This is a genomic window from Mannheimia sp. USDA-ARS-USMARC-1261 (genome assembly GCF_000521605.1).
Lineage (GTDB): Bacteria > Pseudomonadota > Gammaproteobacteria > Enterobacterales > Pasteurellaceae > Mannheimia > Mannheimia indoligenes.
This window is the reverse complement of record NZ_CP006942.1, coordinates 1,137,095-1,151,713: the sequence shown is the minus strand read 5'-3', so window position 1 is coordinate 1,151,713 and position 14,619 is coordinate 1,137,095. Positions and strand designations below refer to the sequence as shown.

At 42.5% G+C, this 14,619-nt stretch carries 13 protein-coding genes, 1 tRNA gene and 1 pseudogene; 13 read left to right on the top strand and 2 right to left on the bottom strand.

What is annotated here, in order from left to right; genetic code table 11:
- Positions 1 to 15 precede the first annotated feature (15 nt).
- Positions 16 to 2,640 carry an alanine--tRNA ligase gene (gene alaS, locus X781_RS05625; protein WP_025235916.1) on the bottom strand — a complete coding sequence of 875 codons (2,625 nt, stop codon included), beginning with the start codon at positions 2,638 to 2,640 and terminating at the stop codon, positions 16 to 18.
- Positions 2,641 to 2,833: 193 nt separating this feature from the next.
- Positions 2,834 to 3,259, bottom strand: a complete 426-nt coding sequence (locus X781_RS05620; RefSeq protein WP_038643938.1) for a universal stress protein — start codon at positions 3,257 to 3,259, stop codon at positions 2,834 to 2,836.
- A gap of 237 nt (positions 3,260 to 3,496) precedes the next feature.
- On the opposite strand from X781_RS05620, the gene X781_RS05615 reads away from it, so the two are divergent.
- The 13 genes and pseudogenes from X781_RS05615 to X781_RS05555 all read left to right on the top strand — a co-directional run bounded on the left by X781_RS05615 (position 3,497) and on the right by X781_RS05555 (position 14,569).
- Positions 3,497 to 4,270, top strand: a complete 774-nt coding sequence (locus tag X781_RS05615; protein WP_025235914.1) for an FNR family transcription factor — start codon at positions 3,497 to 3,499, stop codon at positions 4,268 to 4,270.
- 143 nt (positions 4,271 to 4,413) lie between these two features.
- Positions 4,414 to 5,205, top strand: coding sequence for an enoyl-ACP reductase FabI (locus tag X781_RS05610; RefSeq protein ID WP_025235913.1), 792 nt, complete (start codon positions 4,414 to 4,416; stop codon positions 5,203 to 5,205).
- Between the two features lie 91 nt (positions 5,206 to 5,296).
- Positions 5,297 to 7,273, top strand: coding sequence for an exoribonuclease II (locus tag X781_RS05605; protein ID WP_025235912.1), 1,977 nt, complete (start codon positions 5,297 to 5,299; stop codon positions 7,271 to 7,273).
- A 53-nt stretch (positions 7,274 to 7,326) separates the two neighbouring features.
- The gene (apaH, locus tag X781_RS05600; protein ID WP_025235911.1) at positions 7,327 to 8,139 is read left to right on the top strand and encodes a bis(5'-nucleosyl)-tetraphosphatase (symmetrical) ApaH; all 813 of its coding nucleotides are present in this window, start codon (positions 7,327 to 7,329) and stop codon (positions 8,137 to 8,139) included.
- 63 nt (positions 8,140 to 8,202) lie between these two features.
- Positions 8,203 to 8,279 (top strand) — tRNA-Val (locus X781_RS05595).
- 254 nt (positions 8,280 to 8,533) lie between these two features.
- The gene (locus X781_RS05590) at positions 8,534 to 9,772 is read left to right on the top strand and encodes an integrase arm-type DNA-binding domain-containing protein (protein ID WP_025235910.1); all 1,239 of its coding nucleotides are present in this window, start codon (positions 8,534 to 8,536) and stop codon (positions 9,770 to 9,772) included.
- A gap of 326 nt (positions 9,773 to 10,098) precedes the next feature.
- Complete coding sequence (gene gpU, locus X781_RS05585; protein ID WP_025235909.1) at positions 10,099 to 10,533, top strand: phage tail terminator protein; 435 nt, start codon at positions 10,099 to 10,101, stop codon at positions 10,531 to 10,533.
- Positions 10,526 to 11,713, top strand: a complete 1,188-nt coding sequence (locus X781_RS05580; RefSeq protein WP_025235908.1) for a phage major capsid protein — start codon at positions 10,526 to 10,528, stop codon at positions 11,711 to 11,713. The genes gpU and X781_RS05580 overlap by 8 nt, the downstream gene beginning before the upstream one ends.
- A 52-nt stretch (positions 11,714 to 11,765) precedes the next feature.
- The gene (locus tag X781_RS05575; protein WP_025235907.1) at positions 11,766 to 12,335 is read left to right on the top strand and encodes an HK97 family phage prohead protease; all 570 of its coding nucleotides are present in this window, start codon (positions 11,766 to 11,768) and stop codon (positions 12,333 to 12,335) included.
- Positions 12,311 to 13,507 (top strand): annotated as a pseudogene (locus tag X781_RS05570) (phage portal protein); the annotation flags it as partial. The gene X781_RS05575 and the pseudogene X781_RS05570, both read left to right, overlap by 25 nt.
- A gap of 24 nt (positions 13,508 to 13,531) precedes the next feature.
- Complete coding sequence (locus X781_RS05565) at positions 13,532 to 13,903, top strand: phage head closure protein (RefSeq protein WP_025235906.1); 372 nt, start codon at positions 13,532 to 13,534, stop codon at positions 13,901 to 13,903.
- Positions 13,896 to 14,201, top strand: coding sequence for a head-tail connector protein (locus X781_RS05560; RefSeq protein ID WP_025235905.1), 306 nt, complete (start codon positions 13,896 to 13,898; stop codon positions 14,199 to 14,201). Before X781_RS05565 ends, X781_RS05560 begins: the two co-directional genes overlap by 8 nt.
- 11 nt (positions 14,202 to 14,212) lie before the next feature.
- Positions 14,213 to 14,569: an HNH endonuclease signature motif containing protein gene (locus X781_RS05555; RefSeq protein ID WP_025235904.1), complete on the top strand. Its 357-nt coding sequence runs from the start codon at positions 14,213 to 14,215 to the stop codon at positions 14,567 to 14,569.
- Positions 14,570 to 14,619: the final 50 nt, after the last annotated feature.

Sequence of the window (14,619 nt, the reverse complement as noted above, 5' to 3'; positions counted from 1 at the left end):
CTTGTTATTATTTTATTAAATTCTTTGAACAATCCATTCTTGAGCAAGACTCAATGCTTGTGGAATATTTTGTGGTTCAGAACCACCAGCCATTGCCATATCCGGACGACCGCCACCTTTTCCACCAACTGCGGCTGCCATTACACCAACTAATTCACCTGCATTTACTTTTGCTGTTAAATCTTTAGTTACACCTACAATAAGGCTTACCTTACCTTCAGTTTCAGTAGCAAAGGCAATTATTCCGGAACCAAGTTGATTTTTCAGATCATCCACCATTGTGCGGAGTGCTTTACTATCCACATTATCCAGTTTTTCAATGATGATATTCACACCATTAATCTGTTTTGCCGATTTTGCTAACTCTCCACCCGCTTGTGCAGCTTGCTTTTCTTTCAGGCTTTGTAGCTCTTTCTCTGCTTTTTTCGCTTTATCTTGTAATTGCTGAATTTTCTCCACAATTGAAGCTTGATCTGCTTTCAGAAGTTCCGCAATTTGATTTAGCACTTGTTGTTGGCTATGTAATAATGCAATCGCTTTTTCACCTGTTACTGCTTCTACACGACGAATACCGGCTGCGACTGCCCCTTCAGATACAAATTTAAATAAGCCGATATCACCAGTTTGTCTGACGTGAATACCACCACACAACTCAATTGAGAATGGTCCCATTTCAACCACGCGAACTACATCACCGTATTTCTCGCCAAATAGTGCCATTGCCCCTTTTTCTTTTGCTTGTTCAATACCCATTGTTTCAATTTGAACTTGGATATTTTCACGGATCTTCGCATTAACAATACGCTCAATTTCTTCTAAATCAGCTTTTGCAATTGCTTCTGGTTGAGAGAAATCAAAACGCAAGCTATCTTCAGACACTAAAGAGCCTTTTTGTGCAACGTGGTCGCCTAATACTTGACGAAGTGCTGCGTGCAGTAAATGTGTTGCACTGTGGTTTGATGTGATTGCCTGACGACGTTCTACATTTACCAATGCAGAAACCACATCACCAACTGCTAATACTCCGCCGTTAAGTTGCCCAATATGCCCCCAAACTTGACCGTATTTTTGGGTATCATTCACTTGGAATAAACCTAATGGCGAACTAATTTCACCTGTATCGCCTACTTGACCACCTGATTCAGCATAAAATGGCGTTTGGTCTAAAATCACAACCGCATTATCACCTGATTCGATTTTTTCAACCGCAACACCATTGCAGAATAAACCCACTACTTTTGCGTTATAAGCAGTTTGCTCATAACCTAAAAACTTGGTTTGTCCTTCTACTTTAATCACATTATTGTAATCTACACCGAAATTGCTGCTGGCTTTCGCTCGCTCACGCTGTGCGGTCATTTCTGCCTCAAAGCCTTTCTCATCAATCACGATGTTTCTCTCACGACAAACATCAGCAGTTAAATCAAGCGGGAAACCATAAGTATCGTAAAGTTTAAATGCCACATCGCCGGAAAGTGTGTTGTTTTCCACTTTCGCTAAGGCTTCTTCTAATAAATTTAAGCCACGCTCCAATGTACGAGCAAACTGCTCTTCTTCTGCTTTTAATGTTTTTTGAATATGAGCTTGCTTTTGTGCAACAACTTCGCCGGCTGCTCCCATCACTTTTGCCAATGTCGGCACTAATTGATAGAAAAATGCTGATTTCGCACCGAGTAAGTTCCCGTGTCGAACTGCACGACGAATAATGCGACGCAACACATAACCGCGACCTTCATTAGATGGCACAACACCATCAGCAACTAAGTATGAACAAGCACGGATATGATCAGCAATAACACGCAATGATTTATTATCTAAATCTTGTACATCTAACAGATTTGCAGTTTCTTTAATAAGCGTTTGGAAAATATCCGTTTCGTAGTTAGAATTGACGTGTTGCATCACAGCCGTCATACGTTCTAAGCCCATACCGGTATCCACAGACGGTTTTGGTAGTTTTTCCATTGTACCGTCTGCTAAGCGGTTGAATTGCATAAATACGATATTCCAAACCTCGATATAACGGTCGCCGTCTTCTTCAGGTGAACCCGGTAAGCCGCCCCAATGATCTGGTCCGTGATCGTAGAAAATTTCCGTACAAGGACCGCACGGACCGGTATCACCCATCGCCCAGAAGTTGTCTGACGCATAAGGAGCACCTTTATTATCACCAATACGAATAATATGATCTGTTGGAACACCTACTTCTTTATTCCAAATCTCATAGGCTTCATCATCGGTTTCATAAACAGTAACGTATAATTTTTCTTTTGGTAAACCTAGCCATTGTGGCGATGTTAAATATTCCCAACCAAATTTAATCGCATCTTGTTTGAAATAATCGCCAAAGCTGAAATTTCCCATCATTTCAAAGAAAGTATGGTGGCGAGCGGTGTAACCTACATTTTCTAGGTCATTATGTTTACCACCGGCACGCACACAACGTTGAGCGGTGGTTGCACGCGTGTAAGGGCGTTTTTCTAAACCGAGAAAAACATCTTTGAATTGGTTCATACCCGCATTTGTAAATAGTAATGTCGGGTCATTTTCAGGCACAAGTGAACTGCTTGGAACAATGGTATGCCCTTTTGTTTGGAAAAACTCTAAAAACGATTGTCTGATTTCTGAAGTTGTTTTCATTAAAAATACTCTTTTGAAAATAGAAGTTAAACTTTGATCTACCTTCTATTTTACACATTTTTTATGCCATTTTGTTAGTTTAGTTCGGCTTATTTGTTAGATAGTAAAAATATTTTGCAAATTTTTGCTAAAAAATAACCGCTTGTAGAGCAGTTTTCGCCTCAAGCGGTTCATTTTCTTTAAAAATTTACAACTACTCTTCTGATAATGGCACAACGAGCATATCAATTGTAATATTATTCATTACTTGACGGGTTGAAGACATAAATTTGCTCCAGAAGTCTTGATGATGCCCTGTAATCAATAAATCAACATTATGTTTATCCACTGCTTCTTCCAGTACTTGACTGAAATCACCTGTACCATTTAAACAATCAGAAACCGGATAATCTACCTTCGCTGCTAATTCTGCCAAAGCTGTATTGGTTTCTGCAGCCGCACTATCTTGCACCGAAGACATATTAATATCAATTAATCCTGTATATAAGTCAGAGAAATTGACATCAACGTGAATAAGTGAAAGTTTAGCTCCACATTTTGCCGCTAATCCTGCACCTTTACGCACTAGCACCAAACTTTCTTCTGAAAGATCAACTGCCACTAAAATATGTTTATACATAATAATCTCCTTATTTAGACTTATCTTAATGGTTTAGGGCATACTAACACACTCTGAAACATAAAAACTTGAAGTAGATCGCAAAAATAGAAATTTGTCGCTATTTTTTCTACTCATTCCTACTCCTTTTGAAGTATTAATTTTTTCGCCTCTACTTTGCTTCATTAAAATTTAATGGTAAACTTTGTTCTAAATCAAATTTAGAAATGTTTTTCTAAGCTTCTAGGGTTGAATAGAATGAAAATTGTATCAGAATCGAAAATTAGTGGTCGCCACGCTTGCACAATTCATTGTCAGAATTGTAGCATTAGCCAGCTCTGCTTGCCTTTTACACTCAATGAAAATGAGCTAACACAACTCGATAATATTATTGAGCGGAAAAAACCGGTTCAAAAATCACAAGTGATTTTTAAATCCGGCGATGAGCTTCGTTCACTTTATGCCATTCGTTCCGGTACATTAAAAGCCTATACATTGAGCGAAAGCGGTGAAGAGCAGATTACAGGTTTTCATCTACCCGGCGATTTAATCGGTTTTGATGCTATTACTAATATGCAACACGAAGGTTATGCACAAGCATTAGAAACCTCGATGATTTGTGAAATCCCGTTTGATATCTTAGATGATCTTGCAGGCAAAATGCCTAAAATCCGCCACCAAATTATGCGTTTAATGAGTAATGAAATTAAAAGCGATCAAGAAATGATTTTGTTACTCTCTAAAATGAATGCAGAAGAAAAATTAGCTGCTTTCTTATATAACCTTTCCCAACGTTATTCCGCTCGTGGTTTTTCAGCAAAAGAGTTCCGCCTAACGATGACGCGTGGCGATATCGGCAACTATTTAGGACTTACTATTGAAACCATTAGCCGTTTGCTTGGACGTTTCCAGAAAAGCGGTATGATTTCCGTACAAGGCAAATATATTCATATTAATCGTATGGAAGAGTTAGCCGAACTAGCCGGAGCAATTAAGCCACAGCAAAATATTATTGCTCAAACTACTGCATAATTTCTCTCAAAATCCCTTCTTAGATAATCAGTCAAGAAGGGATTTCTGATCCGATGAGCCATTAACTCCATTTGCCCACATTCACTATATCCGCTATAATCGACACAATTTTGACCCCGATTAATACAAATAGAGGAATTTTTATGGGTATCTTAACTGGCAAACGCATTTTAGTAACAGGTTTAGCAAGTAACCGTTCAATCGCTTACGGTATTGCAAATGCAATGAAGCAACAAGGTGCGGAATTAGCTTTCACCTACTTAAACGATAAATTAAAACCGCGTGTTGAAGAGTTTGCCAAAGAATTTGGTTCAGACATCGTACTTCCATTAGATGTAGCAACCGATGAAAGCATCACAGAATGCTTCACTGAATTAAGCAAACATTGGGAAAAATTTGACGGTTTCGTTCACGCAATCGCATTCGCCCCGGGCGACCAATTAGACGGCGATTACGTAAACGCAGCAACCCGTGAAGGCTACCGCATTGCTCACGACATCAGTGCATACAGCTTTGTGGCAATGGCTCAAGCTGCACGCCCATTCTTAAATGAAAACGCTGCATTATTAACTTTAACCTACTTAGGTGCAGAGCGTGCAATTCCGAACTACAACGTAATGTGTTTGGCAAAAGCATCATTAGAAGCGGCAACTCGTGTAATGGCAGCGGATTTAGGTAAAGATGGCATTCGTGTAAATGCAATTTCAGCAGGTCCGATCCGCACATTAGCGGCATCAGGTATCAAAAACTTCAAGAAAATGCTTGCTGCATTTGAGAAAACCGCCGCTTTACGCCGTACCGTTACTATCGATGATGTGGGTAATTCAGCTGCATTCTTATGCTCAGATTTATCATCAGGTGTAACAGGCGAAGTATTACACGTTGATGCAGGCTTCAGTGTAATGGCAATGGGCGAATTAGGCGAAGAAGAATAATTTGCAAAAAATTAAAAAAATGTAACCGCTTGTCCCTCTTTCCGGAATTTTCTTGAAAGAGGGCTTGTTTATTTATAAAAGAATTCAAAATATGTTTCAAGACAATCCTCTTTTAGCTCAACTCAAACAACAAATTGAAGCAAGCAAAGAATATGTAGAAGGCACAGTTAAAGCCTCTGATAAAGCATTTGGTTTTTTAGAATGCGATAAAAAAAGCTATTTCATTCCACCGATGGAAATGAAAAAAATAATGCACGGCGATTTAGTCAAAGCGGTGGTAAAACGTGATGGCGATAAAGAACAAGTAGAAATTGACTCCCTGCTTGAACCTATGCTTGACAGATTTATTGCTCAAGTGCGTTTAAATAAAGAAGGAAAATTGCAATTAGCAGTCGATCACCCAAGCATCAAGCAAAATATCCCTGCGAATACACACAAAAAAGTAACCGAAAAATTAGAAAATGGCGATTGGGTTGTTGCACAACTTAAAACACACCCTTTGCGTGATGACCGTTTTTTCTTTGCCCAAGTAACTCAATTTATTTGTAAAGAGGGCGATAATTTTGCCCCTTGGTGGGTAACACTTGCACGCCACGAGCAGCCCCGTGAACCTGTTGCCAATGAAAAAAGCTACGAATTGCACGATGAATTAGCCCGTGAAGATTTAACTCATCTTTACTTCACCACGATCGATAGCCCAAGCACACAAGATATGGACGATGCATTATACATTGAGCCAATCAAAGAAAATGATGTTCAAACAGGCTGGCGTTTAGTCGTAGCAATTGCTGATCCAACCGCTTATATCCCTGAAAATTCTAACATCGAGAAAGCGGCTCGCCAACGCTGTTTCACAAACTATTTACCGGGCTTTAATATTCCAATGTTACCACGTGAGTTATCTGATGATCTCTGCTCGCTTGTGCCAAATGAAAAACGCCCGGCATTAGTTTCTTTTATTGAAACGGATTTGGAAGGCAACTTCACTAAAGATGCAACCTTTACCTCTGCTTGGATTGAGTCAAAAGACAGGCTGGCTTATGACAATGTATCTGACTACCTTGAAGGTGCAACAAATGCGTGGCAACCAGAGTCAGAAGAAACCAAACAACAAATCGACTTATTACATCAATTTACGCAAGCCCGCATTCAATGGCGTGCAAAAAATGCCCTTTTATTCAAAGAACAAGGCGATTATACCTTTGAATTAAATGAAGATGGCTCGGTGAAAGATATTCACATTGAATATCGTCGCATTGCAAATCAGATGATTGAAGAATCAATGATTATCGCCAATATCAGTTGTGCCAAATTCTTAAGCCAGAACGCACAAACAGGCGTATTTAACACTCACTCAGGTTTTGATCCGAAAAACTATGAATTGGTAAAATCATTTTTGCTTCAAACCTTAGCGACAGATGAAAATCGTGATGAACTAGCGGAACGCTACTCAGCCGAACGTTTAGCAACACTAGAAGGCTATTGTGAAATGCAGCGTGATATTCAAGATTTCCCGGAGAAATTCTTAGAACTTCGCTTACGCCGATATCTCACTTTTGCAGAATTTAAATCTGAGGTTGCTCCACATTTTGGCTTAGGTATCAGCCACTATGCCACTTGGACATCACCAATCCGTAAATATGGCGATATGGTAAATCACCGTTTAATCAAGCAAGTGTTGTTAGGCAAACAAGCTTCAACTGTGGAAGAAAGCGTACTCACTCGTTTGCAAGAAGCCCGTCGCCAGAACCGCTTGGTAGAACGTGATATTGCCGATTGGCTCTACGCCCGCTACCTGTTCCCGATGGTAGAACAAGCGGTCGAATTTGAGTGCGAAATTGCAGATGTTTCTCGCGGTGGCTTACGTGCCAAAGTCATTCAAAATGGGGCTCAAATTTTTGTTCCATTCTCAACGTTACACGACAATAAAGATGAAATGGAATACCGCCAAGAAGAACTGGCAATTTACATCAAAGGCGAAAAAGTCTACCAAATCGGGCAAGAGGTTAAAGTGAAACTCACCGAAGTTCGCTTAGAAACACGTTCGATTGTGGGGAATATCATCTAAACTTGTAAGGGCTAATTGCAATTAGCCCTTACCCTATTTTGGGGAAATCACTAATGGCAACCTATATCGTTGGCGACTTACACGGCTGCTTTAACGAATTCCAACTTTTATTAGAAAAAGTGAATTATGACCCTAAGCAAGACAAACTTTTTTTAACGGGCGATTTAGTTGCCCGTGGCGAAGATTCTCTCGCTTGCCTTCGTTTTGTAAAAGATCCTGCCAACAATGCTAAAACTGTTTTAGGCAATCACGATTTACATTTACTTGCTACGTTACTCGGTATAAAACGAGTAAAGCCGAACGATAAAGTCGAGCCTATTTTTCAAGCAGAAGATCGCCTTGAATTGCAAAATTGGCTGAGAAATCAACCGCTTGCAATCTATCATCCAACCCATAAATTTCTGCTCGTTCACGCTGGTATTAGCCCGGAATGGGATTTAGCAACCACATTAAATTGTGCTAAAGAAGCCGAAACTTTGCTGCAAAGTTCACAATATGCTAATTATATCACTCAAATGTATGAAAATAATCCTCAACGTTGGTCTGATGAATTACAAGGCATTGAACGCTGGCGTTATATCATCAATGTATTTACTCGTATGCGTTTTTGCTACACTGACAAGCGGTTAGATTTTGAATGTAAATTACCAGTTGAAGAAGCTCCTAAAGAACTTGTAGCTTGGTTTGAATTAGATAATCCACTCTATAAAAAGCAAGAAATTATTTTTGGGCATTGGGCAAGTTTAATGGGGAAATGCTTTTATCCAAACATTCACGCTTTAGATACCGGCTGTGCGTGGGGAAGCCATTTAACAATGCTCCGCTGGGAAGATAAACAAATTTTCACACAAAAGCGTTTAAAATAAAAGCACTCAAGAAAAAGCATATTGCATAGCACTATTTTTTCCAATAGAATGCATCCCATCAATGCGACTATAGCTCAGTTGGTTAGAGCACCACCTTGACATGGTGGGGGTCACTGGTTCGAGTCCAGCTAGTCGCACCATTATTCCTAGCGTAACTTAACGCAACCTTTCGCAAATCCCTTGATTATCAAGGGATTTCGTGTTTTTAAGCCCTTTTTACTGATCATTTCCTACTGTATTTTTTCGCGTTTAACCGCAGATTTTAGGAACACAGTTAGGAACACAGGTTATAATACGTAAAATTCTGTGTTCCTAAAAATCTCACAAGCCTTGAATAGCAAGGCTTACAAAGTTTTTATTTTTCGTGTTCCTAAAATTCCCGTGTTCCTAAATTATGGCAAGAGTAACAAAACCCCTTACAAATACCGAAGTAGATAAAGCTAAGCCCAAAGAGAAAGATTACAGTCTAATGGATGGGCAAGGGCTTTTTTTGCGTGTAAAGTCTAATGGCTCAAAATCTTGGCTTTTCAATTACTATCGACCTTTGACAGAGCCACCCAAACGCACAAATTTAGGGATTGGTGCTTATCCTGAAATTTCTCTTGCGCAGGCAAGAGCAAAGCGCGATGAATATCGGGCTTTATTGGCTCAAAATATCGATCCGCAGATACATCAAAAAGAACAAAAAATCGCAGACCTACAAACTCGTTCAAGCACTTTTTATAAAGTTGCCGAGAATTGGCGGGTTAAACGGCAAAATGATGTCGAACCGCTCACAATGGAAAAGAATTGGCAACGGCTGGAAAAATACCTCTTTCAAAAGCTAGGTCATCATCCTATTAATGCAATCACGCCATATTTACTTGTGGAAACGCTCAAACCGTTAAATGCAGCCGGGGAAAGCGACACACTGCACCGCCTGATCCGTTTGACCAATCAAATTCTAAATTATGCCGTGAATACCGGCTTATTACAGTTTAACTACTGTGAGAAGGTCGGCGAAGCATTCAGTAAGAAGCCTAAGCAGAACAATCCGGCTATTCGCCCCGAAGAGTTACCGGAATTTCTGAACACTCTTCATAACTCTAACCGCGATTTAGTTACAAAGATTTTGATCCAATGGGAGCTTTTGACAATGGTTCGCCCCGCAGAAGCGGTAAGCGTCGAATGGTGCGAAATTGACTGGTTAGAAAAGCTATGGACGATACCAGCCGACAAGATGAAGAAGACGAAGAAAGGCGCAAATTCGCATACTGTACCGCTTTCTACTCAAGCCATTGCTATTTTAGAGAAGATGAAAGCGATTTCCGGTAATTCTCGTTTTGTGTTTCCGCATTACAGCAAGCCAAACCAGCCGATGAATAAAGAAACAGCAAACAAAGCGATAAATTCGATGGGATATGCCGGCAGACAGACTGCGCACGGATTGCGCGCAGTGGCGCGAACGTGGCTTGCTGAAAATGGCGTAGGCTATGAGGTGGCTGAAGCCTGTTTAGCTCACGCAGTCGGCAGCGAAGTAAGCCAAGTTTATAACCGTTCAACCTATTTAGAGCAGCGTAAGCCTGTAATGCAGGCGTGGGGCGATTATGTAGAACAATGCTCCACTTTCTCGATACTGGCAAAACTCCCCTAAACCTTCCAAGCCTAGCAAACCCGCTAGGCTTTATTTTTACTTATCTCTTTTTATATATTATTTCTTATATATAACTCACTTTCTCACTTTTTCAATTAAAAAAGAAATAAATGATTGATATATAAAGGAAAATATAGAAGTGAGTTATAAGTGATAAAGTGATTTATCTCAAACCTACTACCAAACAAGAAAACATCCTATCTGAAAAGAAATGTAAATTTAGCTTTCATTTTTTATCGTATTTTTTCGCACAGAAAACAGCCTATTCAAGTTCAATTTTTAAATCCTTAGAATAAGGATTTAACGGATTTTTGAGCGGGGTTTTGATGCTAATCCATAACAAAATTAGACAAGAAGTTATCAACTTTTTAAGCGGTGAAATTGAAGAAGTTACCTATTTCCACAATGGATTACCGAAAATTCTCAATCTCGATGATGAATTGCCGATGATTGCGGTTTATCTCAATGGCGCAGAAGGGCAGCCCGTTACGATTGGAAATATCGAGTGGGAAGCTGATCTAGTCATTTTGACTTACTTACCTTTCCACCAAGGCGAAGCCGTTTTAGATGAGCTGAATGAGAAAATCAATCAAGCAATCTTATTCCACGACTTCGACAACTTCTCGCTAACCGCCGATTTCAATCAATCTTACGATTACGAATACGACACAGAAAATAATGCGTGGGTGAGTTCGGCATTAACGTATCGCGTTCGCTATCAATTCCAAACACTTAATCATAAGGAAAATGCTAATGTTTAAAAAACTCCAAGAACTACGCCAACAAAAAGCGCAAGCGGTTGAGCAAATGCGCGAAATGCTGGCGAATGCCGACAAAGAAAATCGCTCTTTGAATGAAGAAGAAGGCGGTAAATTTGATGCCTTAAAAGCAAAAGTGGACGAACTCAAAACCGAGATCGAACGCTTGGAAAGCGTCACCGAAGAAGAGCGCAGTAATCCGGCTTATCAGAAAGCCGAGAAAGCCACAAAAGCCCCAAGTAATGATGAATTACGCCACTGGATTAAAACGGGCGAACTGCGCACACTAGCGACAAATACGAATGGCGGTGCAGATGGGGGCTATTCAGTTATCCCACAGTTAGACGGCGAAGTGATGAAACGCCTTGCCGATGAAAGCGTAATGCGCTCACTTGCGCATACCGTACGTTTGCCGGTGGGAGCGAAAGAGTATAAAAAACTCGTTTCTGCGGGTGGTGCAACCGTTGGCCGTGGTACAGAAGGCGAAGCGCGCACCGGTACAAACACGCCGAAAATGAACGAAGTCACGATCGCTGTTCACAATGTCTTTGCGTATCCAAAAACCACGCAAGAGATTTTAGATTTTGGCGGCGTAGATATTCTCGGCTGGCTGACAGATGAAATTACAGATACTTTCGCCGAAACCGAAGAAAGCGATCTTGTGAACGGTACGGGCGAGAAAATGGCTAAAGGCTTTTTACACTACCCACGCACTACCGACAACGACAAAACCCGCGCATTCGGCACACTTCAAAAAATGGAAGTGAAAACCGACAAACTGAATGCGGATGTGCTAATCGATCTACTCTACTCACTCAAAGCCGGTTATCGCAAAAATGCAGTGTGGGTTATGAACTCACAAACCGCCGGTACTATTCAGAAATTGAAGAACGGCAACGGCGATTACATTTGGCGCGACGGCTTACAAGCGGGCGCACCGTCCACACTGTTAGGCTTGCCGGTCTATTACCTTGAAACAATGCCGGATGTGGCGGTCGAACAGCCATTCTTAGCGGTAGGTGATTTCAAACGTGGTTATACAATCGTGGATCACGAAACCGGCGTGCGCACTCGCCCTGACAACATTACCGAACCGGGCTTCTATAAAGTCCACACGGATAAGTATTTAGGCGGTGGCGTGGTCGATAGCAACGCTATCAAGGTGCTTGAAGGTAAAGCCTAAGCATAACCACCACAGGGGCGATTTTCGCCCCTTTTTTGTCTAAGGAAATACGATGACAACAGAATTAGAGATCCGCATCAGTACGCTGACCGCAGACAGCGAAAACAAGAAGCTCACCGGCTATGTGGTGCAGTGGAATAAAGACAGTGAATTGCTGTGGGGCGAATATATCGAACGTTTCGCCCCGAATGCGTTTAGCCATTCTTTGACGGGTGGGCAAGATGTGCGCGCGCTGTTTGAACACGACCATACAAAACTGCTTGGACGCACATCAAGCGGTACACTTTCACTACAAGAAGACGCGATTGGTTTACGTTTTGAACTCACCCCACCGGATAACCAACTAGGGCGCGATCTGCTGGTAAGCGTGGAACGTGGCGACATTCGCGGAATGTCCTTTGGTTTCATTGCCAAAAAGAACGAGTGGGATTTTTCCGTAGAGCCGAATTTGCGCACCGTGACCGAAGCAGAACTATTCGAAATTACCGTAACCAGCATTCCGGCATATCCGGACAGCAGTCTAGCCATTTTGAAACGTTCGCAAGCGGTCGCAAAAAGCGAAAAATCCGCAAACTGGCAAGACGAAAACCGCCGTAAATGGTTGGCTGTGGCGGAGGGCTAACGATGTTTGGATTTTTTAAGAAGAAGCCTGAAACCCGTTCTTTTACGGTGGATGATGTGCTGGGGATTATCGGCGCAGCCAATACCGGCGCGGGCGAATATGTTAGCCCACAAACCGCCGAAGCCCTGCCCGCGGTATTGAATGCAGTCAATGTGATTGCGCAAGCGGTGGCAAGTATGCCTTGCTATCTGTTCGAAGTGAACGCCGACGGGCGCGAACGGGTAGAAAATCATTCGGTGGAATATCTGCTGAATGAAATGCCGAACCGCAACCAAACGCCCTACCAGTTTAAAGAAGTGATGATGCGCCACGTTCTTTTAACCGGCAACGCATACGCCGTGATCGGCTGGAATGATAAAGGGCAACCGGAAAGCCTGCCCCCCTACCCGCCGCACGCGGTAAACGTCCAACGCACCACCACGGGCGCATATCTGTATCAAATCACAGACTTCAACGGCAAAGTAAGCACCTATCTTCAAGATGAAGTGCTACACCTACGCCACGCCAGCCACGACGGCTTTATGGGGCGTTCGCCGATTACCGTCTGCCGTGAAGCAGTGGGATTAGGCCTTGCCCAACAGAAGCACGGCGCAAGCATTATGAAAAACGGCTTAATGGCGGGCGGTATTGTGACCAGGCGGAATGGTTCGATCAAGCCAAAGGTCAAAAGGCAATCGAAGCCTTGAAACGCTATCAAGGGGCGAAGAATGCCGGTAAAACGCCGATTTTAGAAGGCGGTATGGAATACAAACAGTTGGGAATGAGTAACCAAGATGCGGAATGGTTGGCCAGCCGAAAATTCACGATTGAAGATGTGGCGCGCATTTTCAACATTTCGCCCATTTTCCTACAAGATTATTCGCATTCCAGCTACGCCAATTTCAGCGAAGCCAGCCGTGCGTTCTTGGGGCAAACCTTGCGCCCGCATTTAGTCAATTTTGAACAGCAATTAAAAGATGCCTTGATGATTGATCTCAATAGCCAAAGCAGGAAGCGGTACGTGATTGAGTTCGACACCAGCGACTTACTGCGCACCAATCAGCAAGAGCGATATCAAAGCTACGAAACCGCTATTAAGGCGGGCATTCTTTCCCCGAATGAAGCGCGTAAGCGTGAAGGGCTATTGCCTTATGTTGGCGGTGATGAGTATTCGCAAGCGTGGAAACAGACCGTAGAAGTCAAGCAAGGGGGCGAAAATGGCGCGAATGGTTAGAGCCGGAAAATTCGATAAGGTGATCACGCTTCAACGAATTGCGCCAGCGAAACCGGATAACCAAGGCAAGATTATTCGCAGCGGATCTACGATGAAGCAGAATTGGCAAGATGTCATCACATTAAGAGCCAGTATCGAACCGATTTCAGGGCGTGAGTATTTTAGTGGTGCTTTTCAAATCGGCGAGAACATCACCCGTATTCGGGTGCGCTATCGCCCTGATTTAGTGATTGTTCGAAAAATGCGGATTAAGTACGGCGAGCGGATATTTTCGATTTTTGATGTTATCGACTTTCACGAACGCCACGAAGAATTACAGCTTATGTGTAAAGAAGGAGAAGCGCACAATGGCTAATATTGACTTAGACGAAATTAAAGCACACTTGCGCGTAGAGCATAGCTTAGACGATGAACTGCTTGAACTCTTGGCGGAGAGTGCGGAAGAAGTGGCGCAGAACTATATCGGCAAAACGTGGGGCGATACGACCACCGATAAAACCGTAATCTTCACAAAGGGGATTAAGGTCGGTTGCCTGATGTTGATCGGGCATTTATACGCAAACCGTGAAGCCGTGGCCGACGTTCAACTGTATGAAGTGCCATTTGCGATTAGTGCGTTATGGAAGCCATACCGCGAACCGGCAATCTATTAGGAGCTGACAGAATGCCGTTTCAACCCTTGCGCCGTTGCACCTTCCCCGGTTGCCGTAACCGCGTCAAGTCTGGGCGATGTGATGAACACAAACCGAAGGACACCCGCGAAAGTGCGGCAAAGCGTGGCTACGATCACCAGTGGACAAAGTACCGCAAAGGCTACTTAGCTCAACATCCCCTGTGTGTGATGTGTTTAGCCAAAGGCGATTACACACCGGCAACCGTGATAGACCATATCAAGCCCGTAGAGAATGGGCAAGCCGACCCTCTATTCTGGGTGCAGTCTAATCATCAAGCCCTTTGCCGTGATTGCCACAGCTACAAGACACGAGAGATAGACAAACGCGGATATGGTGCGAAGAAGTGAAGGGATAAAGAAAACCCTGATACCTTAGCCAATCGAAATTTGGATTGGCT

Bases quoted from the DNA above. Each gene is read 5' to 3' on its own strand.
- X781_RS05565 (WP_025235906.1), top strand. From the start codon at position 13,532: ATGGCGCGAATGGTTAGAGCCGGAAAATTCGATAAGGTGATCACGCTT.
- X781_RS05555 (WP_025235904.1), top strand. From the start codon at position 14,213: ATGCCGTTTCAACCCTTGCGCCGTTGCACCTTCCCCGGTTGCCGTAAC.
- gpU (WP_025235909.1), top strand. From the start codon at position 10,099: ATGCTAATCCATAACAAAATTAGACAAGAAGTTATCAACTTTTTAAGC.
- X781_RS05620 (WP_038643938.1), bottom strand. From the start codon at position 3,259: ATGTATAAACATATTTTAGTGGCAGTTGATCTTTCAGAAGAAAGTTTG.
- X781_RS05605 (WP_025235912.1), top strand. From the start codon at position 5,297: ATGTTTCAAGACAATCCTCTTTTAGCTCAACTCAAACAACAAATTGAA.
- X781_RS05590 (WP_025235910.1), top strand. From the start codon at position 8,534: ATGGCAAGAGTAACAAAACCCCTTACAAATACCGAAGTAGATAAAGCT.
- X781_RS05615 (WP_025235914.1), top strand. From the start codon at position 3,497: ATGAAAATTGTATCAGAATCGAAAATTAGTGGTCGCCACGCTTGCACA.
- X781_RS05560 (WP_025235905.1), top strand. From the start codon at position 13,896: ATGGCTAATATTGACTTAGACGAAATTAAAGCACACTTGCGCGTAGAG.
- alaS (WP_025235916.1), bottom strand. From the start codon at position 2,640: ATGAAAACAACTTCAGAAATCAGACAATCGTTTTTAGAGTTTTTCCAA.
- X781_RS05610 (WP_025235913.1), top strand. From the start codon at position 4,414: ATGGGTATCTTAACTGGCAAACGCATTTTAGTAACAGGTTTAGCAAGT.
- X781_RS05580 (WP_025235908.1), top strand. From the start codon at position 10,526: ATGTTTAAAAAACTCCAAGAACTACGCCAACAAAAAGCGCAAGCGGTT.
- apaH (WP_025235911.1), top strand. From the start codon at position 7,327: ATGGCAACCTATATCGTTGGCGACTTACACGGCTGCTTTAACGAATTC.
- X781_RS05575 (WP_025235907.1), top strand. From the start codon at position 11,766: ATGACAACAGAATTAGAGATCCGCATCAGTACGCTGACCGCAGACAGC.